This window comes from Nocardia ignorata NBRC 108230, from assembly GCF_001612905.1.
Classification (GTDB): domain Bacteria; phylum Actinomycetota; class Actinomycetes; order Mycobacteriales; family Mycobacteriaceae; genus Nocardia; species Nocardia ignorata.
Genome location: NZ_BDBI01000052.1, coordinates 1 through 23697, shown reverse-complemented (window position 1 = coordinate 23697; position 23697 = coordinate 1). Strand labels below are relative to the sequence as shown.

Sequence of the window (23697 nt, the reverse complement as noted above, 5' to 3'; positions counted from 1 at the left end):
TTCTGTCGGTGGCCCCGCTTAGGATGCGGCCCATGGTCTCGATCGATAGCGCGCAGCGGCGGGCCCGCCTGGCGATCCGGCATCGCCTCGCCCCCTCCGCCCGGTCCACCGACCCGGTCGACATCGCCCGGTCGATGGTCGTCCTGCACGCCACCGACCCCGCGACGGTGTTCCTGTCGGTCGGCGCGCGCGGTATCGACCTCACCCCGGCGGATGTGGAGAAGGCGCTCTACGCCGACCGCACCCTGCTGCGCCTGCTCGCCATGCGCCGCACCATGTTCGTCGCCCCCACCGAGCTGCTCCCGGTCCTGCAAGCCTCCACCTGCGACGCGCTCGCCCACAAGCAGCGCCGCGCCTACGGCCGCTATCTCGAGCAGGCCGGGATCGACGACGTCGACACCTGGTTGCGCGAGGTGGAGGCCGAGACCCACGCGGCGCTGCTGGCGCGCGGCGAAGCCACCGGCGCCCAGCTGGGCAAGGACGTCCCCCGGCTGCAGACCAAGATCGATACCGCGCCCGGCAAGTCGTATTCCAAGCCCACGAGCATCACCACCTGGGTCCTGGTGATCCTCGGCGCCGAGGGCCGCATCGTCCGCGGCCGCCCCAACGGCGGCTGGACGAGCAGCCAGTACACCTGGTCCCCGGTGGAAACCTGGCTTCCCCAGGGCTTTACACCGATGCCCGCCGACGATCCCCGCACCGAACTGGTCCGCCGGTGGCTCTACGCCTTCGGCCCCGCCCCCGTCAGCGACCTGAAGTGGTGGACCGGCTGGACCCTCACCGAGGTCCGAAAGGCCCTGTCCCCCTTGAACACCACCGAAGTCGATCTCGACGGCACCCCCGGCATCATCCTGTCCGACGACCTCGCCCCTGTCCCTACCCCCGAGCCCTGGGCAGCCCTGCTCCCCGCCCTCGACCCCACCCCCATGGGCTGGCAGTCCCGCGACTGGTTCCTCGGCCCCCACGCCCCCGCCCTCTTCGACACCAACGGCAACATCGGCCCCTCCATCTGGGCCGACGGCCGCATCGTCGGCGGCTGGGCCCAACGCCCCGACGGCGAGATAGTCACCCGCCTCCTGGAAGACGTCTCCCCCGAAACTCGAAAACTCATCGACACCGAAATCGACCGCACCACAACCTGGTTCGGCACCACCCGCGCCATCCCCCGCTTCCGCACCCCACTCCAACGCGAACTCACGGCCTGACAGCCTGCCCATCCGGCAATATTCTGCCGATTTGCTGCATCATGTTGACGAATACAGCCGAAATCCGCGAATTCGGTAGAATATTGCCGATTACCTGGTGCCGAGCGTATGCTTCGGAGCGAGACGATCATTTCGGCAACATTCTGCCGATCGGAGGCGATGGTGGGCACACTCGAAGACATCGGCGGGAAGATCCGGGCGGAGCGGCGACGTCATCGGCTGACCCAGGAGGAACTCGCCGAGATTGCGGCAACTTCCACCCGCACGGTTCGCGATATCGAACACGGCCGCGGTTCGACCAGTATCGGAACGGTCGCCGCGGTGGCCGACGCTGTGGGCCTGACATTGACGGTGGTGCCGTGACCGGTTTCGAAGCATTGCGCAGAGCCCGCAGCGCGGACGTCTACAAAGCGGGCCGTCTCGCCGGCAGGATCAGTAGGACGGCCGACGGAGGCACCGAATTTCGCTACGAACCCGGCTACTCCGGTGATCCGCTCGCCTCTACCTTGCCTCTTCACACCGCACCGATTGTCAGCGGATCGGGGTCCGTTCCGCCGTTCTTCGCAGGACTCCTGCCCGAGGGCCACCGCTTGACCGTGCTTCGCCGCGCGGTGAAGACGAGCGCCGACGACGAGCTCAGCCTGCTCCTGGCCGTGGGGGCAGACGCACCCGGTGACGTTCAGGTGTTTCCCCACGACACAGACCCGATAGACGTTCCAGCGCTCGTCGACTGCATGTCGCCCGGAGAGCTCGAATTCGGCCGTCTGATCGATCATGTCGACCGGCAGGCCATCCCCGGTGTCCAGAACAAGGCCAGCGCGTCCATGATCAGCGCACCGATTGCAGCCGGCTTCGGTCGGTTCATCCTGAAACTCCCACAGCCGGAGTATCCCTACCTGATCGAGAACGAGGCCACGCACCTGTCCGCGGCTCGCGCATTGAAACTCGCAGTCGCCGATTGGGATCTTGTGCACGACAAAGCGGGGCAATCAGGCTTGCTCGTCCACCGCTTCGACCGCCTTCGCGAGGGAGATACCTGGCGCCGCCTCGCGTTCGAAGACGCCACCCAGCTGCTGGGTATGCCGCCGTCCGCCAAATACAATGTCGACGCGGTCCAGGTTGTCGCAGCCGTCACCGGTGTAGTGCGCACCCCACTCCTCGCGGCACGAAACCTCTACCTACAGTTCCTGTTCGCCTGGTTGACAGGCAACGGCGACCTGCACGCGAAGAATGTCGGCGTCCTTCAGGACAGCGAGGGCCGCTGGGATATCGCGCCCATCTACGACATTCCCTGCACCTTGATCTACGACGACGAATCCATGGCACTGCCGATCGCCGGTCGGACCAAGGGCTTACGCGCCCGGCACTGGGCAGATTTCGCCACGGAGATCGGTTTGCCGGCCAAAGCCTCGGCTTCGGCGCAACGACTCGCGCTCCGCGCGGCTGCTGCGGTGGATCTTGACCGGATTCCCTTCACCGGTTCACCGCTGAACCGAGCGCGCCGCGAGCTGCGCCTACGTCGCGGCGAGCTCGAGCAAGCACTCGGCTCGTAGCACTGGCAGAGCTCCGCCGAGCGCCTCGGCGCTGTTGGCAGCTCACATATCCAAACCCAGGTCGAGAACGCGCACCGAGTGGGTGAGGGCGCCGATGGCGAGATAGTCGACGCCGGTGCTCGCGTAGTCGGCGGCCTGGTCGAGGGAGAGACCGCCCGAGGACTCGAGTTTCGTGTCGGGAGCAGTCGCGTCGCGGCGCTGGACGGCGGCCTGGGTCTGCCAGAGGGGGAAGTTGTCGAGCAGGACGAGTTCCACGTTCTCGGCCAGGACGGCGTCGAGCTGTTCGAGGCTGTCGACCTCGACCTCGCAGGCGATGTCGGGTGCCAGTTCCCGGACCGCGCGCAGGGCGTCGACGACCGAACCCGCCGCGACGACATGGTTGTCCTTGATGAGCGCGGCATCGCCGAGTCCCATGCGGTGGTTGACTCCCCCGCCGACACGGACGGCGTACTTCTGCAGTGCGCGCAGACCAGGCAGGGTTTTGCGGCTGTCGCGGATCTGGCATCGCGTGCCCTCGACCGCGTCCACCCAGGCGGCGGTGGCGGTGGCGATGCCGGACAGGTGGCAGACCAGGTTGAGCATCGTCCGCTCGGCGGTGAGCAGACCGCGCGTCGGCGCGACGATGCTCAGCACGCTGGTGCCGGGTTCCACCCGGGTCCCGTCGGCCACTCGGCCGGTGATCTCGTAGCTGCCCGCGCCGAGCACTTCGTCGAGCACGAGCAGACCGACATCGATGCCCGCCACGGTGCCGTGCTGTCGCGAGACCACCGACGCCTTGCTCACGGCGTCGGCGGGCACGGTCGCCATCGTGGTGACATCGGGTCCGTATCGCAGGTCCTCGTCGAGGGCGGTGCGGATCAGGGTCAGCAGTTCGTCCTGGTCCAGCGCGGCATCGAGAGTCATTGCTGCACTCCTGTTCTCGGGGCGCACCTCGCGCCGGGTCGAGCGGGAGGTCATCGCCTCACCACAGTTCATCGGGTACTACAGGTTTCGCCGCGCCGCCCGTGTGAGCGGCCGCCGGCGAGGGGCCATCGACGGATCGGCCTGCGCGAGAGAGTCGACGACCTCCTCGCACTGCGGTCGCCATCGGAACGGCCGACGACGCTCATCGCGCGCAAACCACCGCGGTAGCTGCCGGCATAGCCGACACATCGAAACCACCGCGCGGATCGAGGCGCACCATCGTGCTGTGCCGCCGACCGTCGACGGCACCCGGATGATCCGAGCGTGTGTGACACCCTCGGCTCTCTGCGCGCGCCGCCGCCGCACGCAACAGCGCCCGGGCGGTGACGGTCAACGCCGCGTCCTCGACATACCGCAGATGTCGCGCCCACACGGACGCGGATTCGCCCACCTGCTGACCGGGACCACACCGACCGGCGTACCCGAAAGCCACACCGGGCTCGGACTGCATCACCCCGCGAGAGTCGGTCAGCCCGGCCGCACCGGGTACCGACACCACGTCGGAAGCGGGCAGCCGCGCCTCACCGGAACCGGGATCCGGCACCGTCACAGTTCCGATCGCCGCCTCGATGCGCTCGAGCGCGTGCGCCAGACCGTCCCCGTCACGGACCACCGAGGCATGTTCGGTCATCGCCTGCTGCACAACCGCCCGCTCGGCGAATTCGGCTGTCCACGAACCGATCTCCGTAACCCGGGCCCGCACGCCAAGGCGTTCCACGGCGGCCGCGCCCGCACGTTCACCGACGACGAGCCCCTCGAGCAGGCTGTTGGATGCCAACCGGTTCGCCCCGTGCAGTCCGGTCCTGGCGACCTCGCCCGCCGCGTACAACCCGGGCACTGCAGTGCGCCCGTAGGTATCGGTCGATACTCCGCCGCACTGGTAGTGCGCGGCAGGCGCGACCGGAATCAGCTGTTGGGCCGGATCGATACCCGCGGCCAGACAGGATGCGGTGATCGTCGGGAACCGCTGCGCGAAACCGGGGAGATGACGCGCGTCGAGGAACACGTGATCGGTACCGAGCGCCCGCATCCGCGCCGCGATGGCCCGCGAAACCACATCACGCGGTGCGAGATCACCACGAGGATGGACCCCCGCGGTCACCGAATCACCGTGGGAGTCGACGAGTTTCGCGCCCTCGCCGCGCACGGCCTCACTGATCAGCGGCCGCCGCCCGACCCCACCGGGCGTGAAGAGCACCGTCGGATGGAACTGCACGAATTCGAGATCGGCCACCGCCGCTCCCGCCCACAGCGCCAGCGCCACCCCGTCACCGGTGGCGCCGGGCGGATTGGTGCTCGCGGCGTAGAGCTGCCCGAGCCCACCGGTGGCCAACAGCACCGAGGGTGTGTGCACCACGCCGAAACCGTTGTCCGACACCGCGACAACACCGCACACGCCCTCCGGACCGGTCACCACCCGCAGCGCGGCGGCACCGAAGAGCACCGGCAGTCCGGCGGCATTGAGCGCTCGCTGCACCTCCGCGCCGGTGGCGTCACCGCCGGCGTGAATGATGCGCCGCGTGCTGTGCCCACCCTCGCGGGTCCGCGAGATCTGCCCGTCACGGCCGAGGTCGAAGACCGCGCCCAGGTCGGTCAGCGCCGCGATCGCCGCCTGACCGCCCTCGACGATCGAGCGCACCGCGTCGATATCGCACAGCCCGGCACCGGCCTCGACCGTGTCGTGCACATGCGAGTCGACCGAATCACCTTGCGGCGCCACAACGGCGATGCCGCCCTGCGCGTACTGGGTGGAGGTGTCGGTGGGGCCGCCCTTGCTGAGGGTGAGCACCCGCAGCCCGCGCAGCGAGGCGGTGCGGGCCGCGGTGAGCCCGGCGACGCCACCGCCGATCACCACCAGGTCGGCCTCGGCCTCCCACGAGACGTTCATGATCGTCTATCCGCTCGATCGCGCGGGGGAGATCACTCCCCACCGCCGGGATTGCCGATCGCGATCATCCGCTGCACCGACGCGCGACCGGCCTCGGCCATGGCCGGGTCGACGTGCACCTCGTCGGCGTTCTCCACCAGGCAGCGCAGCAGCGCGGCCGGGGTGATCATCTTCATGTACTTGCAGGAGGCGCGGTCGTTCACGGCCTGGAAATCTATGCCGGGCGCGGCCTTGCGCAGCTGGTGCAGCATGCCGACCTCGGTCGCCACCAGCACCTGGTTCGACGTGGAGGCCTTGGCCGCGTCGATCATGCCGCCGGTCGAGAGGATGTGCACCCGCTCGGCCGGGAACGCGCCCTCACCCGCGAGGTAGAGCGCCGAAGTGGCGCAGCCGCACTCGGGGTGCACGAACAGCTCGGCATCGGGGTGGGTGCGGGCCTGCTCGGTGAGTTCGTCACCGTTGATGCCCGCGTGCACGTGGCACTCCCCGGCCCAGATGTGCATGTTCTCGCGGCCGGTGACCCGCTTGACGTGCGCGCCGAGGAACTGGTCGGGCAGGAACAGCACCTCGGTGTCCGGGTCGATCGAGGCGACCACGTCGACGGCGTTCGACGACGTGCAGCAGATGTCGGTGAGCGCCTTCACCTCGGCCGTGGTGTTCACGTACGACACCACCATCGCCCCCGGGTGCTCGGCCTTCCAGGCGCGCAGTTCCTCGGCGGAGATGGAGTCGGCCAGCGAGCAGCCCGCGCGCTGGTCGGGGATGAGCACGGTCTTGGCCGGGCTGAGAATCTTGGCGGTCTCGGCCATGAAGTGCACCCCGCAGAACACGATGGTGTCCTCCGGCGCCTCGGCCGCGATCCGCGAGAGGGCGAGCGAGTCGCCGACGTGGTCGGCCACGTCCTGGATCTCGGGCAGCTGGTAGTTGTGCGCGAGAATGGTGGCGTTGCGCTCGCGCGCCAGCCGCCGCACCTCCTTCGCCCACTCCGGCGTCGCTTCGACACCCGCGTATCCGCCGGGTCCGTCGAAGACCGAACCCATCAGCGTCGGCTGCGTAGTCGTCGTCGCCATGGTGGCTCCCTTCCTCGTGCGAGCGGCATCCGCGCCACGATTCGCACCAAACCAGGTTTTCGACTTAGAATCGAAAACGTGCCCCATAGTAACACCATCCACGAATCGCTCACCGCGGTGTTCCAGGTTCGCCGCTTCGGCTCCGACGTTTCCGCAGGTAGAAACGGTAAGCACCCCGAGCTGGCGGTCTTGCTGTGGGAACGCGCGCTCGATCCGCAGAAGGGAACGTGGTCGCTGCCCGGCGGCAGGCTGCGCGACGACGAGGACCTCGACACCTCGGCGAGGCGCCAGCTCGCCGAGAAGGTCGACGTGCGCGAACTGGCCCACCTCGAGCAGCTGTCTGTGTTCAGCGCCCCCGACCGCGTGCCCGCCCCGCGTCGCATCGCCTCGGCGTACCTGGGCCTGGTCCCGCTCACCACGGAACCCGAACTACCCGCCGACACCACCTGGCACCCGGTGTCGAATCTGCCGGACATGTCCTTCGACCACCGCACCGTCGTCGACCACGCCCGTACCCGCCTGGCCGCCAAACTCTCCTACACCAATATCGCCTTCGCCCTTGCCCCCGACACCTTCACCATGTCGACGTTGCGCGAAATCTACTGTGCCGCACTCGGATACGACGTGGACACCACCAACCTCCAGCGCGTCCTCACCCGCCGCAAGGTCATCACCCCCACCGGCGCGACGGCACCTTCCGGCCGCGCGGGTGGCCGCCCCGCGGCCCTCTACCGCTTCACCGACTCGGGCCTGCGCGTCACCGACGAATTCGCCGCTCTTCGCCCACCGACCTGACCTCGACGGACGTCGTCGACGGCCCGAACTTGTCGGTGGTCGCTGTCACACTGCTCGCATGGACAACAACGCGGCGGATACGAAAAAAGTCACCTCCTACGACGATCCGGATGCCCCCTGGAACAAGGAGTTCTCGGCCGAGGAGATGGCCGGCTGGAACGACGGCGTCATCACCGAGTTCCGGGAGAACGGCGGTCAGGTGGGCGGTGACTACGCGGGCGCCACCCTGCTGTTGCTCACGACCACGGGCGCGAAAAGCGGTAAGCCCCATGTGGTTCCGCTCGGTGCGCTGTATAGGGGCGATGTGCTGTATGTGAGTTCGTTCATCGAGGACCGGTACCCGGCCTGGTACCACAACGCCAAGGCGAACCCGAGTGTGACGATCGAGCTCGGCGGGGAGAAGTTCCAGGCCAGGGCCGACGTGCTCACCGGCGAGCGGTACGACGAGTTCGCCGCCTGGGCGCTCACCGAGAACCCCCTGCTCGCCGACTACCAGTCCAAGGTGGACAAGCCGCTGCCGCTGGTGGTGCTGACCCGCGAAGCCGCGTAGCCGTCAGGATTCGTAGCGCCGATCACGGTGCTTGGTGGAGCGTCGATAGGTGCGGCCACTCGGCACCGCGGTCGCCGCGGACGAGCTGCGCAGCGCGTGGCGCTTGCGCCAAGCTGCCAGATCGGGCCGCTCGGTCGGCGCCTGCTTGTCTTCGGTCTTCATGTCCAGGTCCTCCCCCGAAATTCGTCGTCCCCAGGGTAGGCAGCGGGTCCGACGGAATCCACCGATTTACCGGCCCGCACGGTATGCGGGTCAGGCCGTTTTCATCTGTGGCGCGGGCGGCGGAACCTCGCTGTGGGTGGCGACCCGGCCGACCGCCCAGAAGAGCAGCTCCACGAACCAGAACACCACGAGTGCGGTGGTCACCACCACGACCGGGACGGCGAGGAACAGCACCGAGGGCACCGCGATCAAAAACCAGCCGAGGACATCGCCCGCTGTCGCTCCACGCAGGCGCGAACCGAATCGCACCGCGGCCCACATCATCCAGCGGCGCGGTATCGACACACCGGCTTCCCGAAGGCTGCGCCGGAACAGTCCGTCGGCGTCCGCCGGCCCGACTTCGCCTGTGCGGCACAGATAGTCGTGCAGGATCGCCGCGCGGGTGTAGGCGCCGTAGCGGGGTATGAGCCAGACGAGCGCACGGGGCACCGAGGCGAAGTCGGTGCGGAATCCCGCGGGCACGGTGAAAGTTTCGACCGCACCTCGATAGGTGAGCGGCTGGGTGAGCCGCCAGAATTTCGGATCGATCCCCTCGACGACGGGACCACCACCGATGAATGCCACGACTGCTCCTCTCGAGCCGCGCGCAGTCTCTCTACCTGCCGATATGCCGATGGTAGCGCGGTGGGGAGGCTCAGCCCCGAGGTTGCGAACTCGGGTCGAAATCGCCGCTGGGCCGATACTGTTCGGCTCCGTAGGGCAGGCGATAGTCCTCGTCGTCGTCGAAATCGGCGGGGCGCAGATCGCCGAGCAGCCCCACCGCTCCCGATCCGAGGTCGGCGGCGGGATGCAGGGCCGCGAGGAACAGCAGCACGAGCGCGGCGAGGAACGGTTGCACGAGCAGCGCCATGTCGGTACCGATTTCGGCGGGCAGGGCGATGATCTGGCCGACAGGCGGGTCATCGGGCCGCGGATACCGCAGGCCCGCAACCCATTCCCCCATCCACATCATGATCGCCGCACCGAGCGCCGAGGCGAACAGCAGTCCGAGCACGAGCGCGGGCCCACGCACGATTCGCACCCGCCAGGCCGCGATCGTGGTGAGCACCGCCACCGCCGCACCGATACAGAGGAACATGCCGACGGCGTCGAACAGGTGCATGCTCTCCCCGGTGAGCACCGCGGCCCGGCCGGGCTGGGTCACCCGCAACCGTTCGGTCGGCGCGAGCAGACCCCACACCACACCGGCGGCGGCACTCACCGCGAGAACGGCGACGATCACGGCACCGACGCCGATCACCTCGCGGCGCAGCACCTGCGGCCGTGGCTCGCTCACCGCGTCCACTACCGGCGTTCCAGCTGGGCCGATTCGGTGACGCCGTGCCGCGAGCACTTGGCCCACCAGCCGTCGGGGCTGATCTGCACGACCATCCGGCGCCCGCACTGCTCACAGAACCGTGGCGGTTCCAGCCCGAGCGCGGCGGCCGCAGGCATCGCGTCGTCGAGCCCTGGCACGATCCGCTTGCCCGTGAACGGGTTGTAGCGTTCGTCCATGGCGGTCACCTCCTCGGTCGCCGTGTCGGCCCTGGTCGATTCCCGATCGTACACAGCGATTTACAGCGTTTCGTTGAGCGCCTTGATCGGCATCTTCAGTTCGCCGAGCAGGTCGAGGTCGGATTCGGCGGGGCGGCCGAGGGTGGTCAGGTAGTTGCCGACGATCACCGCGTTGATGCCGCCGAGCATGCCCTGCTTGGCGCCGAGGTCGCCGAGGGTGATCTCGCGGCCGCCCGCGAAACGCAGAATGGTGCGCGGCAGCGCGAGCCGGAACGCGGCGATCGCGCGCAGCGCGTCGGCGGCGGGCAGCACCTCGAGGTCACCGAAGGGGGTGCCGGGACGCGGGTTGAGGAAGTTCAACGGCACCTCGTCGGGCTCGAGCGAGGCCAGCTGCGCGGCGAATTCCGCGCGCTGCTCGATGGTCTCGCCCATGCCGAGGATGCCGCCGCAGCACACCTCCATGCCGGCTTCGCGCACCATGCGCAGGGTGTCCCAGCGCTCCTCGTAGGTGTGGGTGGTGACGACCTTCGGGAAGTGCGACTTGGCGGTCTCGAGGTTGTGGTTGTAGCGGTGCACGCCCATGGCGGCGAGCTGGTCGACCTGCTCCTGGTTGAGCATGCCCAGCGAGCACGCCACCTGGATGTCGACCTCGTTGCGGATGGCCTCCACACCGGCGGCGACCTGTGCCATCAGCCGCTCGTCGGGCCCGCGCACGGCGGCGACGATGCAGAACTCGGTGGCGCCGGTCTTGGCGGTCTGCTTGGCGGCCTCGACCAGGCTGGGGATGTCGAGCCAGGCGGCGCGCACGGGCGACTGGAACAGGCCCGACTGCGAGCAGAAGTGGCAGTCCTCGGGGCAGCCGCCGGTCTTGAGGCTGATGATGCCCTCGACCTCGACCTCGGGCCCGCACCACTTCATGCGGACCTCGTGGGCCAGCTCGAGCAGCGCTTCGAGCTGGTCGTCGCCCAGGCGCAGCACCTCGACGGTCTGTTCCTCGGTGAGGCCGACGCCGCGCTCGAGCACCTGCTCACGGGCGATGGCGAGAATGTCGGTACGGACGGGTGCCTGCGTCACGACGTGATGTCCCTTCGTCGGGGGCGTGCACGCGCCGCTGGTGATGGTGGTGGCCGTGCAACTTGAACGGTGTTCAGGATAGGGTAGCGGGAAGTAGTGAGTCACGACACTCGGGTCGCGAATCGGCGGAAGGACACCTGTGCAGCTGCGGAAGACGGACGTGGTCGATGCCGCGGTGACGATTCTGGATCAGTACGGGCTGGCGGATCTGACGATGCGCAGGTTGGCCGGGTCGCTACAGGTGCAGCCGGGGGCGCTGTACTGGCACGTCAAGGACAAGCAATCGCTGCTCGGTGCGGTGGCCGACCGGATCCTCGCACCCATGGACGAGCCGATCGCCGCCACCGAATGGCCCGAGCAGCTCACCGAGCTCGCGCATCGGCTGCGCGACTGCCTGCTCGCCTACCGTGACGGCGCCGAACTGGTCTCGGCGACCTACGCGTCACGGCTGACCACGAGCAAGGCGCGAGAACGGCTGGCCGGCATCGTGATCCGGGCGGGCATGACGAGGGAGGAAGCCGAACTCACGGCCTACACCCTGCTCTACTACGTACTCGGCCAAACCGTCGACGAACAGTCGCGCATGCAGATGGACTCGGTCGGTGCCCTGCCCGCCGACAACACTCCCCTGTTCGAGACACCGGACGCCACCGCACGATTCGACTTCGGCCTGCAGTTGTTCATCGCCGGGGTGCGCACCATCCTCGGTTCCCGGGTGCGCTGATTCCTCACCGGCGGTCGCGGACCGCCTGCTGATAGCGGAACAGAAACGGCAGCACCTGCGACTCGATCGCGGCGTTGTATTCGCGCGGACGCTGGATCGGGTTCGCGTGACCGGTTCCGTTCGCCCGCACCACGAGCAAGTTGCCGCCGGGCCCGCCCGCGTGCTCGGTGAGCACCCGATGCGAGGACTCGACGTCGACTACGTCGTCGCGAGCGGCGTCGCGGGGGCGGATGAACACGATGGCCGGACGTTCACGGTCAGGGTTGGGGCGAGCCAGCGCCCGCAGATCGGCGGCGCCACCGCCGGCAACGATGGCCAGGAACTGCGATTCGATCAGGCCGTTGCTCGCCGCGTTCTCGGAGAAGATCTTGTCGCGCAACACTTCTTCGGCCACCTCGCGCAGCTCACCGAAGTCGATTCCGGGCAACGGGGCACCGGGCACGGTGAAACGTTCACGCCTGGCCGCCATTTCGACAGTGAAGCGCAGCAGCCTGCTCTCCCGCGCGCCCGGCAGCCAGCCGGTCCAGCGCAGCAGTTCGGCTCCGCGACTGCGACTTTCGGGGCGAACTGCATGGAGATCGATCGGCGTGCAGTCGAGAACCACCCCGACCAATCGCCGGTCACTGCCCAGATGGATGTGGCGGGCCACCTCGAGCGCGACCACCCCGCCCATGCTGTGCCCCACGAGCACGATGTTGCGCACGGCGCCGTAGCGGGCGGCACGCACGATCATGTCGGCGATGACCTTGGTGTCGATACCGGCATCGTCGTAACGCACCGCCCACACCACACCGAGCCGGTTCAGCACGGGCAGCGCCGACGCGGTCGGGACGGCGTTCACCCCACCGAGACCGACCAGATCGACCACCGCGGTATCCCAATCCCGGGAGTCGGCGGGCAACGACACCGGCAGCAGATCGGGTGCGGTCTGGTCGAGCCGAGCCCGCTCGGGCATCACGTCGTACTTCCAGTACTGGGCGAACACGATGAGCCCGACGAGGACCACCCCCACCGCTCGCATCGCCATCATCCGGACGCGCCCCCAGCGCCGGAGTCCTACCCGGGTTTCACGCAGCCGTGCCCGCCGTCGCGCGTCGTCGTAGTCCGCGACGGTGGACGGATGCCGCTCGAACGTCGACATATCTCCACTGTAGGGGCGCCCGCCGCGGGCCCGGCCCGACGATCGTCAGCCGCCGAAGCCGTCGTATCGCTGTGCGTAACCCGTCGGCGGCTCCCCGAAAACGGTGCGGAAATCCCGGCTGAGGTGGGCTTGGTCGGCGTATCCGAGGTCGGCGGCCAGCCCCGCCCAGTCGACCTCCTCCCCGGTCGCGAGGCGCTCGGTGATCTCCCGAAGCCGATACCGCCGAATCACCCATTTCGGACTGATTCCGACGTACTCCGCGAACAGCCGCTGCAGCCCGCGCACCGTGGTCCCGAACCGATCCGCCACCTCGTCGACCCTGGTCACGGTGGGGTCGGCGGCGATACCGGCCACCACCCGCGCCGCGAGATCGGCGCGGGAATCGGGCTCGGGCAGCCGGGCTTCGAGGAACCGGCAGGCCGCTTCGGCATCGGTGAGACTTGTCACGCCGGGTCCGAAAACCGTTGTGGCGTCGATCGTCCGGTCGCGCAACGACGCGACGGATGCGCCGAGGAACGGCCGGAACATTCCCGGCCGGAAGGCGACCCCGAACACGGAGCCGATGCCGGAGAGCTCGCGATACACGTGTGAGGACGACGGGCCGTGCAGTTCGGCGCGTCCGTCCCGACAGGTGAGGTGGACATTGGGCAGCGGTACGACCAGCTGGCGGTAGGGCCGGTCGTAATTCCAGGCGACCGCCCAGAACCGTTCCACGTATCCCGCCAGCTCGGCGGGCGGCTCGTTGAAGGTGTGGCGTTGCGAGGTCCGCCACGCACCGCCGAGTTCCCGTGGGTCTCGCTGCACGCCGGGAGTGTATGTCGCGTTTGTTCAAGACACGGGTGGGCGCCCGGTGGTTGGCTGGCCCTATGTCCGAGAACGAACGTGTGGCCCGCGCTGCGGTGCCGTTGTCGAAGATCATCCGTACTGTCACACCGGATCAGCTGACCGCGCCGACACCATGTGCCGAGTTCGATGTGCGTGCTCTGCTCAATCACCTGTTGTTCTGGGGCCCGTCGCTGATCGGGGCGGGTCGTAAGGAAAGTGTTCCGCCGCCTGCCCCTGCCGAATCCGACGTCGACCTGGTCACCGCAGACTGGGCGGCGGCCCTCGAAACGCAGCTCGACGAACTCGCCACCATCTGGCGTGACCCAGCCGCGTGGGACGGCGTCACCCATATGGGTGGCCCGACGGAACTGCCCTCGGCGATGATCGGCGGGATGGTCGTCGGCGAGCTGATCGTGCACGGCTGGGACCTGTCCCGAGCACTCGGCACGCCGGTGTCGTGGGACGACGATCTCCTCGCGGACGTCTACGCCGAAACCGCCGCCACCGCCGAGCAAGGGCGCGGCATGGGTATCTACGGTCCCGAAGTGCCGGTCTCCCCCGATGCCCCCCTCATCGAACGCATCCTCGGTGTCACCGGTCGCGACCCTGAGTGGCAGCCACCCGCGCGATAGCGGACAACCGTGGCCCCCGGTCCGGTGGGGCTGCGAACGCCCGACGGTCATGATGAGACCGTTGCTCAACCCGTTCGCCGGACCGAGCAGCATGGTGGCCGCGCCCATGGCGAGTACGGAATCGGTGAAAGGCAGTGCCGCGTAACCGGCGGCGAAACAGTGCCGCTGGCGACGCCGGTGACACGCCCGTACTCCGCGGCCTTCGCCTTGATATCGGCGTAGAAGAACTGGGCATCCGAAAGGCGCTGGTGCGCCGTGATGAATCGCCTCGGCGTACCGGCTCGCGAACGCACGGCCCCTCGTTGGAGGCACCGGCCTGCACCAGCGCGGGCCGCCCCTGGGTGTCCGGCCCGAGTTGAAAGGCCCACGCACGCGCAGATATTCAGCGACGAAATCGATCGAGTGAATCTTGTCCGCGTCCGCGTAGATGCCTGCCGCCCGGTCGAGGCCGAAATCGGCTGCCGCCACGTCGGTTCCGGTGGCGACGATGATCCAGCCCGTTCGGCCGCCCGAGATGTGGTCGAGCGAGGAGAACAACCGTGCGAGGTTGTACGGCTCGTAATAGGTGCGGGTGGGCGTGCCTGCGCGGTCGGTGAGTCCGAGCGCCACCTTGTCGAGTACCCGTGACAAGGGGCAGCAGCCGCGAATCCTGGAACACGACAGCGCGCCGTCCGGGACTCTCCGCGATGGATCGCAATATCTATACCCCGCAATATGACACGCCGCTCGCGGTGACGGCCTCGGTGATCGCCGCATCGAAACGCAGGTCGAAACCGTCGGCGGCGGTGATCTTTTGCGGCAACTCACCGGCGGCATCGATCGCGTCGATCGTGCTCTGCTGACGTGCGACCGGCTGCCGGTCCAGGTGCGGGAACGTATAGGTGCCGAGCGATTCCACGATCCGCCGCGCGTCGTCGGGGCTCACCTCCTGGTTGCGCACGTAGTACGCGTCGGCCCATTCGGCGCTGTGGGTGTTGGTCCAGTGCCAGGCCCGCACGAACGCGCCGACCAACGCCCGGCTCGCGGCCGCTTCGCCGGATCCTGCACCATGGCACGCCGCGCGTACAGATAGGCGAGCCCGCTGTAGATGCCGCTCGTCTCCGAATCCGGGATCAGCGAAGTGCCGGAGGGTGGGCAGCAACCTGGTCACATTCGGTTCGATCAGCGGCGCCGCATCGACAAGCCCGGAGTGACAGCGAGTTTCAGCGCCTGGGGGTTGGTCTGGTACGAGCCGGCGATCGGCACGTCCTGCCCCGCCGACGAAGTTCGCGAACTCGATCTTGAACGGCAGCTTGTCCAGCTCCCCCGAGAGCCGAAGCGCATGCTGCAAACCGCTCCTGCTGGGCGGCGACCACGAGGGTGGTACCCGGCGGAACCTCGGGTCGGCGGCGGCGCGTCGGGGGTGCCGAGCGGCTTGTCGTCACCGCCCGCGCATCCGGTCAGGCCGAGAGTCGCGGCGGTGGCCACCGCGAGAAACGCGGCGGTGACGCGGCCACGCAGGCCGTGCCCAGAGGTGTTCGGCGAACACCCTTTGCCTTACCGTGAGCCGAACCCGGCGCTGTGCCGGCACCCGGTGCCGCGCTACAGTCGGTGGGTCATCCCCGGTGGGTGCGGGAATCCGGTGCAATTCCGGGACGGTCGCGCCACTGTGATCGCCTCACGGCGAAAGTCAGACCTCCCTCGCCGGGCACCCTCTGAAAGGGCCGCGCCTTGCCTCTGGAGAATCCGCGATGATCCGTGCACGGATCTCGCTCGCACTACCCGTGCTCGCGGTGTTGCTGCTGGTCGCCATGATCGCCGCCACCGGCTTCGGCGCGGAAACCGTTCCCGTGCGCGCGGTGCTCGACACCCTCGGCGCCCGGCTCACCGGAACCACCCCCACCGACCCCGGCATCGACACCATCGTCTGGCAGCTACGCGTCCCGCGCACCATCCTCGCCGCCGTGGTCGGTGCCGGTCTCGCGGTGGCGGGTGCCGCGATGCAGACCCTGGTCCGCAACCCGCTCGCCGACCCCTACCTGCTCGGTGTCTCCTCCGGCGCGGCCGTCGGTGCGGCGGCCGTGATCACCTCCGGCCTGTTCGCGGGAGCAGGCATGTGGGCGTTGTCCGGCGGTGCGCTGGCGGGCGCTTTCGGTGCGGCGACCCTCGTGTTCCTCATCGCCCTTGCGCAGGGCGGACTCACCCCGTTGCGGCTGGTGCTCACCGGTACCGTGCTCGGCTCGGCATTCGCCGCGTGCAGCAGCTACCTGGTGTTCCGCAGCACCGATCCCGCCGCTGCCGAATCGGTGCTGTTCTGGCTGCTCGGCAGCCTCGCGGGCGCCGACTGGTCGACCCTCGCCCTCCCGCTGATCGTCGTCGCGCTCTGTGCCACGATCCTGGTCGCGATCGCGGGCTGGCTCGACGCCCTCACCCTGGGCGCCGACACCGCCTCCTCGCTCGGTGTGCCGGTGACCGGCCTGCGGATCGGGTTGTTCGTGCTGCTCGCGGTGCTCGTCGGTGTGCTGGTCGCGGTGTCGGGTGGGATCGGTTTCGTCGGCCTGGTCGTCCCGCATGCCGCGCGCATGATCGTCGGCCCACGGCATCGCGATCTGCTGCCCGCCTGCGCACTGTGCGGGGCGTTGTTCCTGGTGGTCGCCGATGCCGCCACCCGGGTGCTGGTGCGCCCCACCGAGATTCCGGTCGGTGTCCTCACCGGCCTCATCGGCGCCCCCACTTTCCTGCTGCTGATGGGCAGACGCCGCTACCGGTTCGGCACCTCATGAGCACCGACGAACCGGCCGCCGAGCCGCCGCTTCTCGAACACGGCAGGCTCCATGCGCGCGAGCTCACCTGCGCCATCGGCCGACGCACTGTTCTCGCGGAGGTGGACTTCTCGATCGAGCCGGGTGAGACCGTCGGCATCGTCGGCCCCAACGGCAGCGGCAAAACCACGCTGCTGCGTACCTTGTCCGGTGTGCACCGCCCCCGTTCCGGCCGGGTACTCGTCGACGACCGGGTCCTGCACGATCTGCGGCCCCGCCGCCGCGCCGCGACCGTCGCGCTGGTCGCCCAGGACGAGATACCACCCGACGACATGCTGGTCGGCGAGGTCGTGGCGCTGGGGCTCACCCCGTACCTGCCGCCGTGGGGTCTGGACGCACCACGCGAACAACAGCGTGCGACACAGGCGTTGGCGTCGGTCGATCTGCACGGCTTCGCCGGACGACCGGTGCGCCAACTCTCCGGTGGCGAACGTCAACGGGTCCTGCTGGCCCGCGCACTCGTCCAGGACACCCCCGTCCTGCTGCTCGACGAGCCGACCAACCATCTCGACGTCACCCATCAGCTCGAATTGCTCACCCTGGTCCGCGGTCTGCGCCGCACGGTGGTGGCCGCCCTGCACGACCTGTCGCTGGCTGACCGCTATTGCGATCGGATCATCGTGCTGCACAAGGGACGTGCGCGTCCGCCCGCACCGCCGGCCGAAGCGCTCTCTCCCGCCGTCGTCGCCGAGGTGTTCGGTGTCGACGCCAACCGGGTCCGGCATCCGGTCACCGGCGAGGACCATTTGTTGATCACCCCGCGAGAGGCACGACGATGAACAAGAACCCCGGCCGGATCCTGGCCACCACCGCACTCGCCGCCGTACTCGCGGCCTGCGCCGGAACGTCCGCCGAATCCGCGACCGCCGTGACGGTCCGCAATTGCGGTGTGGAGAATCGTTTTCCGGCACCCGCGCAGCGCATGTTCGTCAACGACGGCAATCTCATTTCCATGGTGCTGGCACTGGGTGCCCAGGATCAGGTGGCGGCGGTCTCCAGCGTCCAACGCGACGCGGCCACCCTGCGCGCCCACTACGGCGCCGAGATCGTCGACGGCCTCAATGATGTCGCTCCCGAATATCCTTCGCGTGAAACGGTTCTCGCCCAACGGCCCGACGTGATGGTCGCCGGTTGGAGCTATGGTTACGACGAGGCGAGCAACCTCACCCCCGCCGCCTTGCGCAAGGACGGCATCGCCGCCTACGTACTCACCGAGAGCTGCCGCCAGGCCGACGGGGGCGCCGCGCGCGGCACCGTCGAACCGTGGACGGCGCTGCGCACCGATCTCACCGATCTGGGTGTCATCACCGGCCGCACCGCCCGCGCGAGCGAGATCACCGCCGATCTCGACACCAGGCTGGCGGCCCTGGCGGCCGCACCGAAACCGGCGAAGGCCCCCACCGTCTTCCTCTTCGACAGCGGCACCGACACCATCTACTCGAGCGGGAAATTCGGTGCGCCCCAGGCGATCCTGGAGGCGGCGGGCGCCCGCAACATCCTCGACGACGTCGCCGATACCTGGACCAAGGTCTCCTGGGAGCGCCTGGCCGCCGCCGACCCCGACGCCATCATGTTCGTCGACTACCCCGGCCAGACCTACGCGCAGAAGGTCGACATACTGCGCGGCAAGCCCGGCATCAACAACCTGCGGGCGGTGCGGGAGAGCCGCTTCTTCAATCTGCCCTACGCCCTGTGGACGAGCGGACCGCTCAACATCGACGCCGCCGAGCAGATCCGCAAGCGATTGGAGGTCTGGAATCTGGTGCCCGCCTCGACCGTGGTCCCACGCGCCGACGACGCGGTGCGCTGACCGGTCAGCGCGGGGTGAGCAGGACCAGCGGGATCTCGCGGGTGGTCTTGGTCTGGTAGTCGCCGTATCCCTTGTACGTCGCGACGACCTGCGGCCACAGGTCCGCCCGTTCGGCTTCCGTCGCGACGCGGGCGATCATCGGTGTGCGCGGACCGTTCTGCACGGCGACCTCGACCTCGGGGTTGTCGCGCAGGTTCAGGAACCAGGCGGGATGGGTGGGATCGCCGCCGCGCGAGGCGACGACGACGATCCGGTCCTCCTCCAGGATCGGAGCCGTGAGCATTACCGAACGCGGCTGACCCGACTTGCGTCCGATCGTGGTCAGTTCGAGCGACGGCATCCCCATCACGGTCTTGCCGATTCGCCCACCGGTGACGGCGAGCAGCGCACGGTGAACGCCGTTCATGATCTTCAGCTGCAGGTCACTTGGCATATCGGCAAATCTACTCGGTGCTCGCACGCAGGTCAGCTGTTTTGCGCGCGGGCCAGGGTCTGCAACGGATCGGTGAGCAGCTCGGCGAAGGCCAGTTCGGCGGCGCCGACGAGCGGGGCGTCGTCGGCGAGCGCGGAGGTGCGCAACCGGACCCGCTCGCGGACCGCGAGCAGCCCGTCGACCGCCAGCCGGCTGCGCACCTGCGCCGCGGCAGCCAGGTAGATCTCACGCAGGACCCCACCGAACACCACCATGGTCGGGTTGAACACGTTGACCAGGTTGGCCACGCCGTACCCGAGCCAGTCCCCCACCTGGTGCAGCGCGTCGCGGGCGTCGGCGTCGCCGCGCGCCGCCGCGTCGACGATCGCCGCGACCGCCGCCCGGCCGGTCAGGTCGTTGCGACCGGCCGCCGCGATCAGGGCGAGCTCACCGGCCTCGGCTTCCAGACAACCCCGCGAGCCGCATCGGCAGGCCCGGCCGCCGGGATTCACGATCATGTGCCCGACCTCGCCCCCGTATCCGCCTTCGCCACCGAGCAGTTCGCCACCCATGATGACGCCGCCACCGATCCCGACCTCACCGTGCAGATAGATCAGGTCGCGTACCCCCGCCCCGACACCACGTTCACGCTCGGCGATCGCCCCGAGGTTCGCGTTGTTGCCCACCGCGACAGGCACACCGAGCCTTTCGGACAGCAACGCCCCGACCGGCACATCCACCCACCCGATATTGGGCCCGTACCGCACCACCCCGTCGCGCTCGCGCACCATCCCGCAGAACGCGAGCCCCACACCGACGCACACCGCACCCTTGTGCGCCGCGTGCATCATCGATTCCGTCATCCGCGCCAGTTCGGCGATCACCACATCCGGATCGAAAGTACCCGCGTCACGCGGCATTTCGCACCGGTCGATGATCGCGCCACCCAAACCGACGCGCGCCACCGCGAGCCGGTCGGCACCCACGTCCAGCGCGAGGACGTAGACCCGGTCGGATTCGGGGCGCACCACCAGCGACGGCCGCCCCGCTTTCCCGGTCTGTCCCGGCAACTCCTCCCGCACCAACCCCGCGGCGGCGAGGTCGGTGGTCAGGGCGAGGATCGTGCTGCGGTTCAAGCCCATTCGCTCGGCGAGCTCCGCCCGCGACAACGGTCCGCTCACGTGGACGTGGCGCAGCAGCACCGCGAGATTCCGGCGGCGGATCTCGTCCGGGGAGGGTGCTGCTTTCATCCGGCCCTCCCTTCCCCGTCGTCGGTCAACTTCCTGGCAGCGAACGCTTGCGCGACAGCGCGTCCACCCCCGCCGCGAGCAGCAGAACAAATCCTGTCACAACGAATTTCGTGCCCGCGCTGTAGCCCATCAGGCCCATCCCGTTGTTGATGACCGCGACCACGGCGGCACCGAGCACCGCGTCGAGCATCCGGCCGCGACCACCGAACAGGCTGGTGCCGCCGATCACCGCCGCACCGACCGCCGTCAGCAGCACATCGGACCCACCGGTGTTCGGATCGACCGAGTTGGCTCGCGACGCGGCGATCAAACCGCCGACCGCGGCCATCGTCGAACAGAGCACGAAGGCGCTGATCTTGATCCGGTCCACCGGAATACCCGCGCGCCGAGCCGCTTCCACATTGCCGCCCACCGCGTAGATGTGGCGCCCGAACGAGGTGCGATTGAGCACGAACGTCCACAGCAGCAACAACGCCACGATGATCGGCACCACGATCGGCATGCCCTGCAACGAGTTGACTTCGGGATTGCGGCTGCGTTCGTCGTTGAGGATCGCCACCGCGACACCGGCGACCACCGCCACCGCCGCGATCCGCAACGTCACCACCGCGGCACTCTCGCCGGTGAGCCCGAGCTGGGTACGTGCCCGCAGCTTCCGGTACTGCACGAACCCGAACCCGGCAAGCAGCACCGCGTACATCACCCAGCCGAGCAGCGGCGGCACGTTCTTGTTCGCGATGGCGAGGATGGTCTCGTCGTGGATGGAGATATTGCGCCCGTTGTCCATGATCTTGAGCGCCACGCCCTGCAGCGCCAGGAACGCCGCGAGGGTCACCACGAACGAGGGCACCCCGATCTTCACCACGATCGCCCCGATGGCCAGCCCGATCACCACACCGGTGAGCAGCGCGACGAGCACCGCCGAATACCAGGGCCAGCCCTTGTCGGTGAGCAGCACCGCGAGCACCGCCGCGCACACTCCACTGGTGAACCCGGCCGACAGGTCGATCTCGCCGAGCAACAGTACGAAGATCAACCCCATGGCGATCACCGCGATGGCGGCGCCCTGGGTGAACAGATTCGCGATATTGCCTTGCGTCATGAACACCGGCCGCGCGATCCAGAACACCACCGACAGCACCACAAGCGCGATCACCGAGGGCAACGCCCCCATGTTCCCACTGCGCACCCGTCCGACATACGAGTTCACCAGTTCGCTGACCGGAGCCGTCACGGCCGTGCTCTTCTCCGTCACCGTCGTGCTCATGCCTTCACCCCGAGACTGCCGCTGCGGCCGGAGGTGATCAGCTCGACCACCTGCGAATGGGTCACGTCGGTGGTGCGGACCTGCGCGGCCATCCGGCCCAGATACAACGCCGCGATCCGATCGGAGACCGCGAACACGTCGTTCATGTTGTGCGAGATCAGCACCACCGCAAGACCTTTGTCGGCCAGCCGGCGCACCAGTTCCAGCACCTGCTGGGTCTGGGCGACGCCGAGTGCGGCGGTCGGTTCGTCCAGAATCACCACCTTGCTGTTCCACAGCACCGCTTTGGCGATGGCCACGGTCTGACGCTGACCGCCCGACAGGCTCGCCACCTTCTGCCGCACCGATTTGACGGTCCGCACCGACAGCCCGGCCAGGGTGCGCCCGGCCAGTTCCTCCATGCCGTATTCGTCGAGCACGATCCCGTGCTTGCGTTCACGGCCGAGAAACATGTTCTGCACGATGTCGAGGTTGTCGCAGAGCGCAAGGTCCTGATACACGATCTCGATGCCGAGCTCGGCGGCGTCACGTGGGTTGCCGATCTGCACCGGTTCGCCCTCGAACAGGATCTCGCCCGCATCGATCGGATGGGTGCCGCCGATGCATTTGACCAGGGTCGATTTGCCGGCGCCGTTGTCGCCGACCAGCGCGGTCACTTCGCCTGGGTAGACCGAGAAATCAACCGTGTGCAAGACGTGGACGGGGCCGAAACTCTTGTCGATGCCCCGTAATTCGATGACCGGGGTGTCCATCAGCGCACGCCGTTGTCAGCACAGAGTTTGGCGAACTCATCAGCGCACAGCTCGGCCTTGTCGACGAATCCGTCCGCGACCACATCGTTGACGTTGTTCTTGAAGATCGCCTTCGGCTCCAGCAGTACCGCGGGCACCTTCGTCTTCGACTCGGGATCGTCGACGGTGCTGTTCGCCTCGCCCTTCTCCCCCTTGGCCAGCGCGATCGCGAGCTTCGCGCCCGCGGCGGCCTCGAGCTCGATCGCCTTATAGACGGTCATGCACTGATCGCCGGCGAGCACGTTCTGCAGTCCCTGCACGGTCGCGTCCTGGCCCGTCACCGGCACCTGACCGTTGAGCTTCTGCTTCTTCAGCACCGCGATGGCGGCATTGGCCAGCCCGTCGTTCGCCGCCACGACGCCGCCGAGGTTCGGTGTGCCGGTGAGCATCTGCTCGAAGATCGTGCCCGCCTTGGTGTTGTCCCACTCCGGCACGGCCTGGTCCGGCCCCTTCACCAGTTCACCCGCGGCGAACTTCGGCGCAAGGGCACCGTCGTAGCCGTTCTTGAACAGGGTCGCGTTGTTGTCGGTCGGACCGCCGTTGAGATACGCGACGACCGGCTTCACGGCCTGCTTGTCGGTCAGACACTTGGCCAGACCATTGCCCATCAGCTCGCCGACCTTCACGTTGTCGAACGAGACGTAGTAGGGCGCACCGCCGCCCAGCGTGAGCCGGTCGTAGTCGATGACGGTGACACCCTGAGCCTTGGCCTTCTGGATCACGGCCTTGCCGGTGCCGCTGTCGAGGTTGGTGATCATCAGCACCGAGGCGCCGTTGGTGATCATCTGGTCGGCGATGGTCTGGAAGGCGTTCTTGTCACCCTGCGCGTTCTGGATGTCGGCCTTGATCCCGGCCTCGTCGAACGCCTGCTGCAGGTACTTGCGGTCCGCCGTCTCCCACCGCGCCGAGGTCTTGCTGTCGGGCAGGATCACGCCGATCCTGGCGCCGCTGCCTGAGCTGGAGCTGCTGTCGTCACCACCGCAGGCGGTGACCGAGGTGAGAAGTGCGATCGAGACGGCCGCGATGCCGAAGATCCCCTGACGCATGAGGGTGGGCCTTTCGTGGAACCACCGCCCGCCTGGGCGGACGAGCTGGAGCGAATGTTGTGCTCGACAACTTATTCGAGCCCGTCCGATTGCACAGCGGATTGAGCAAAGGATTTGTTGTCGGCGATAACAATCAAGCAACGAGCGGCGCATCCGCCCAGCTCGACGGCTGAATTTGGTCCGG

At 68.3% G+C, this 23697-nt stretch carries 26 protein-coding genes and 1 pseudogene; 10 read left to right on the top strand and 17 right to left on the bottom strand.

Translation table 11 applies throughout. The features are described 5' to 3' along the window. Positions 1 to 32: 32 nt before the first annotated feature. The 3 genes from NI2_RS31630 to NI2_RS31620 all read left to right on the top strand — a co-directional run bounded on the left by NI2_RS31630 (position 33) and on the right by NI2_RS31620 (position 2758). On the top strand, positions 33 to 1205 hold the full coding sequence (locus tag NI2_RS31630; protein ID WP_084477068.1) for a winged helix DNA-binding domain-containing protein: 1173 nt from the start codon (positions 33 to 35) through the stop codon (positions 1203 to 1205). 162 nt (positions 1206 to 1367) lie between these two features. Further along, complete coding sequence (locus NI2_RS31625) at positions 1368 to 1568, top strand: helix-turn-helix domain-containing protein (protein ID WP_067498766.1); 201 nt, start codon at positions 1368 to 1370, stop codon at positions 1566 to 1568. Further along, the gene (locus NI2_RS31620; RefSeq protein WP_067498735.1) at positions 1565 to 2758 is read left to right on the top strand and encodes a type II toxin-antitoxin system HipA family toxin; all 1194 of its coding nucleotides are present in this window, start codon (positions 1565 to 1567) and stop codon (positions 2756 to 2758) included. Before NI2_RS31625 ends, NI2_RS31620 begins: the two co-directional genes overlap by 4 nt. Before the next feature lie 42 nt (positions 2759 to 2800). Here NI2_RS31620 and nadC read toward each other — a convergent pair whose 3' ends face one another. From nadC to nadA, 3 genes are all read right to left on the bottom strand, one after another. Further along, a complete protein-coding gene (gene nadC / locus NI2_RS31615; protein WP_067498733.1) occupies positions 2801 to 3661 on the bottom strand; it encodes a carboxylating nicotinate-nucleotide diphosphorylase in 861 nt (286 codons plus the stop codon). A gap of 202 nt (positions 3662 to 3863) precedes the next feature. Continuing rightward, positions 3864 to 5609, bottom strand: coding sequence for an L-aspartate oxidase (locus tag NI2_RS31610; protein ID WP_067498731.1), 1746 nt, complete (start codon positions 5607 to 5609; stop codon positions 3864 to 3866). A 32-nt stretch (positions 5610 to 5641) separates the two neighbouring features. After that, positions 5642 to 6679 carry a quinolinate synthase NadA gene (gene nadA, locus NI2_RS31605; RefSeq protein WP_067498729.1) on the bottom strand — a complete coding sequence of 346 codons (1038 nt, stop codon included), beginning with the start codon at positions 6677 to 6679 and terminating at the stop codon, positions 5642 to 5644. Between the two features lie 78 nt (positions 6680 to 6757). Here nadA and NI2_RS31600 point away from each other — a divergent pair, with 78 nt between their 5' ends. Together NI2_RS31600 and NI2_RS31595 are read left to right on the top strand one after the other, a co-directional pair. After that, positions 6758 to 7474 carry an NUDIX hydrolase gene (locus NI2_RS31600; RefSeq protein WP_067498728.1) on the top strand — a complete coding sequence of 239 codons (717 nt, stop codon included), beginning with the start codon at positions 6758 to 6760 and terminating at the stop codon, positions 7472 to 7474. A gap of 58 nt (positions 7475 to 7532) precedes the next feature. Next, positions 7533 to 8024 (top strand): nitroreductase/quinone reductase family protein, encoded by a 492-nt coding sequence (locus tag NI2_RS31595; RefSeq protein ID WP_067498726.1) that lies wholly within the window; start codon positions 7533 to 7535, stop codon positions 8022 to 8024. Between the two features lie 3 nt (positions 8025 to 8027). On the opposite strand, the gene NI2_RS34585 is transcribed toward NI2_RS31595, so the two are convergent. The 5 genes from NI2_RS34585 to bioB all read right to left on the bottom strand — a co-directional run bounded on the left by NI2_RS34585 (position 8028) and on the right by bioB (position 10814). Further along, positions 8028 to 8186 carry a hypothetical protein gene (locus tag NI2_RS34585; protein ID WP_166655832.1) on the bottom strand — a complete coding sequence of 53 codons (159 nt, stop codon included), beginning with the start codon at positions 8184 to 8186 and terminating at the stop codon, positions 8028 to 8030. Between the two features lie 90 nt (positions 8187 to 8276). Next, on the bottom strand, positions 8277 to 8810 hold the full coding sequence (locus NI2_RS31590) for a DUF1353 domain-containing protein (RefSeq protein WP_067498724.1): 534 nt from the start codon (positions 8808 to 8810) through the stop codon (positions 8277 to 8279). A gap of 70 nt (positions 8811 to 8880) precedes the next feature. Next, on the bottom strand, positions 8881 to 9522 hold the full coding sequence (locus tag NI2_RS31585; RefSeq protein WP_243750127.1) for a DUF2567 domain-containing protein: 642 nt from the start codon (positions 9520 to 9522) through the stop codon (positions 8881 to 8883). Between the two features lie 8 nt (positions 9523 to 9530). After that, entirely contained in the window at positions 9531 to 9740 is a 210-nt protein-coding gene (bsaP, locus tag NI2_RS31580; RefSeq protein WP_067498764.1) for a biotin synthase auxiliary protein BsaP, read from the bottom strand. Positions 9741 to 9800: 60 nt separating this feature from the next. Then, positions 9801 to 10814, bottom strand: coding sequence for a biotin synthase BioB (gene bioB / locus NI2_RS31575; RefSeq protein WP_067498720.1), 1014 nt, complete (start codon positions 10812 to 10814; stop codon positions 9801 to 9803). 139 nt (positions 10815 to 10953) lie between these two features. Between bioB and NI2_RS31570 the strand changes: the two genes are divergently transcribed. Beyond that, the gene (locus NI2_RS31570; RefSeq protein ID WP_067498719.1) at positions 10954 to 11538 is read left to right on the top strand and encodes a TetR/AcrR family transcriptional regulator C-terminal domain-containing protein; all 585 of its coding nucleotides are present in this window, start codon (positions 10954 to 10956) and stop codon (positions 11536 to 11538) included. A gap of 4 nt (positions 11539 to 11542) precedes the next feature. Here the strand turns inward: NI2_RS31570 and NI2_RS31565 are convergent, their stop codons facing one another. Together NI2_RS31565 and NI2_RS31560 are read right to left on the bottom strand one after the other, a co-directional pair. Continuing rightward, on the bottom strand, positions 11543 to 12679 hold the full coding sequence (locus NI2_RS31565) for an alpha/beta fold hydrolase (RefSeq protein ID WP_067498717.1): 1137 nt from the start codon (positions 12677 to 12679) through the stop codon (positions 11543 to 11545). Between the two features lie 45 nt (positions 12680 to 12724). Further along, entirely contained in the window at positions 12725 to 13483 is a 759-nt protein-coding gene (locus tag NI2_RS31560; RefSeq protein ID WP_133734244.1) for a helix-turn-helix domain-containing protein, read from the bottom strand. Positions 13484 to 13545: 62 nt separating this feature from the next. Here NI2_RS31560 and NI2_RS31555 point away from each other — a divergent pair, with 62 nt between their 5' ends. Continuing rightward, positions 13546 to 14136, top strand: a complete 591-nt coding sequence (locus NI2_RS31555; protein WP_133734243.1) for a TIGR03086 family metal-binding protein — start codon at positions 13546 to 13548, stop codon at positions 14134 to 14136. Positions 14137 to 14318: 182 nt separating this feature from the next. Here NI2_RS31555 and NI2_RS35465 read toward each other — a convergent pair. Then, positions 14319 to 14730: pseudogene (locus tag NI2_RS35465) on the bottom strand (LLM class flavin-dependent oxidoreductase); the annotation flags it as partial. 106 nt (positions 14731 to 14836) lie between these two features. Then, positions 14837 to 15466 (bottom strand): type 2 periplasmic-binding domain-containing protein, encoded by a 630-nt coding sequence (locus tag NI2_RS31550; RefSeq protein ID WP_243750126.1) that lies wholly within the window; start codon positions 15464 to 15466, stop codon positions 14837 to 14839. 400 nt (positions 15467 to 15866) lie between these two features. On the opposite strand from NI2_RS31550, the gene NI2_RS31545 reads away from it, so the two are divergent. From NI2_RS31545 to NI2_RS31535, 3 genes are read left to right on the top strand one after another with little or no spacing between them, the layout of a single operon-like run. Further along, the gene (locus tag NI2_RS31545) at positions 15867 to 16898 is read left to right on the top strand and encodes a FecCD family ABC transporter permease (RefSeq protein ID WP_067498715.1); all 1032 of its coding nucleotides are present in this window, start codon (positions 15867 to 15869) and stop codon (positions 16896 to 16898) included. After that, positions 16895 to 17716 (top strand): ABC transporter ATP-binding protein, encoded by an 822-nt coding sequence (locus NI2_RS31540; RefSeq protein WP_067498713.1) that lies wholly within the window; start codon positions 16895 to 16897, stop codon positions 17714 to 17716. Before NI2_RS31545 ends, NI2_RS31540 begins: the two co-directional genes overlap by 4 nt. Next, positions 17713 to 18747, top strand: a complete 1035-nt coding sequence (locus NI2_RS31535) for an ABC transporter substrate-binding protein (RefSeq protein ID WP_174552260.1) — start codon at positions 17713 to 17715, stop codon at positions 18745 to 18747. Before NI2_RS31540 ends, NI2_RS31535 begins: the two co-directional genes overlap by 4 nt. Before the next feature lie 4 nt (positions 18748 to 18751). Here NI2_RS31535 and NI2_RS31530 read toward each other — a convergent pair whose 3' ends face one another. The 5 genes from NI2_RS31530 to NI2_RS31510 are packed head-to-tail and all read right to left on the bottom strand — an operon-like array spanning position 18752 to position 23513. Continuing rightward, a complete protein-coding gene (locus NI2_RS31530; protein WP_067498711.1) occupies positions 18752 to 19180 on the bottom strand; it encodes a nitroreductase family deazaflavin-dependent oxidoreductase in 429 nt (142 codons plus the stop codon). A 32-nt stretch (positions 19181 to 19212) separates the two neighbouring features. Further along, complete coding sequence (locus NI2_RS31525) at positions 19213 to 20409, bottom strand: ROK family transcriptional regulator (protein WP_067498709.1); 1197 nt, start codon at positions 20407 to 20409, stop codon at positions 19213 to 19215. A 25-nt stretch (positions 20410 to 20434) separates the two neighbouring features. Then, entirely contained in the window at positions 20435 to 21676 is a 1242-nt protein-coding gene (locus NI2_RS31520; RefSeq protein ID WP_067498707.1) for a sugar ABC transporter permease, read from the bottom strand. Further along, positions 21673 to 22428, bottom strand: a complete 756-nt coding sequence (locus NI2_RS31515; protein WP_067498705.1) for an ATP-binding cassette domain-containing protein — start codon at positions 22426 to 22428, stop codon at positions 21673 to 21675. Before NI2_RS31515 ends, NI2_RS31520 begins: the two co-directional genes overlap by 4 nt. After that, entirely contained in the window at positions 22428 to 23513 is a 1086-nt protein-coding gene (locus NI2_RS31510) for a sugar ABC transporter substrate-binding protein (RefSeq protein ID WP_067498703.1), read from the bottom strand. Before NI2_RS31510 ends, NI2_RS31515 begins: the two co-directional genes overlap by 1 nt. Positions 23514 to 23697 lie beyond the last annotated feature (184 nt).